Source organism: Mycobacterium sp. 1482292.6, assembly GCF_001672995.1.
GTDB lineage: Bacteria > Actinomycetota > Actinomycetes > Mycobacteriales > Mycobacteriaceae > Mycobacterium > Mycobacterium europaeum_A.
Map to the genome: position 1 here is coordinate 1 of NZ_LZKV01000066.1, position 666 is coordinate 666.

At 60.1% G+C, this 666-nt stretch carries 1 protein-coding gene; it reads right to left on the bottom strand.

All coding sequences use genetic code 11. The features are described from left to right. Nucleotides 1–666, bottom strand: a 666-nt coding sequence (locus A5624_RS05875; protein WP_066862997.1) for a class I SAM-dependent methyltransferase, incomplete at both ends; no start/stop codon positions are given.

Here is a 666-nt window from a genome sequence, read left to right on the forward strand (position 1 = left end):
GCCCGCACGGAACAACTTCGCGCAGCCGGTCAGGTACTTCATGTACCGGTCGTAGACCTCCTGGGACTGGATGGCGACCGCCTTGTCCTTGTTGGCCTCCAGGTTGGCCGCCCAGATGTTGAGGGTCCGCGCGTAATGCTGCTGCAGCAGCTGCACCCGCTCGATCGTGAAGCCCGCCGCCTCGCCGAATTTGAAAATGTCTTCCTGCGCCGGGAGTTGTCCACCCGGGAAAATTTCCTGGCCGATGAATCGAGCGAATCGGATATCGCTCATCGTGATGGAAACACCGCGCTCGTGCTGCTGTTTTTGCGTGTAGGTCAAGATGGTGTGCAACAGCATTCGGCCGTCGTCGGGAAGGATCTCGTAGGCGCGCTCGAAAAATGCGGGATAGCGCTCCATCTTGAAAGCTTCGAAGGCGCCAATCGTGACGATCCGGTCGACCTTGTCCTCGAACTCTTCCCAGCCCTGCAACCGCACCTCGATGTTGCGGCTGGTCGGCAATCCGGCCAGCTTGTTCTTGCTGTACTCAAATTGATTGCGGCTCAGCGTGATCCCGATGACGTTGACGTCGTACTTCTCGACGGCCCGCTTCAGCGCGCCACCCCAGCCGCAACCGATGTCCAGCAGCGTCATCCCGGGTTCGAGGTTCAGCTTTCCCAGCGCCAC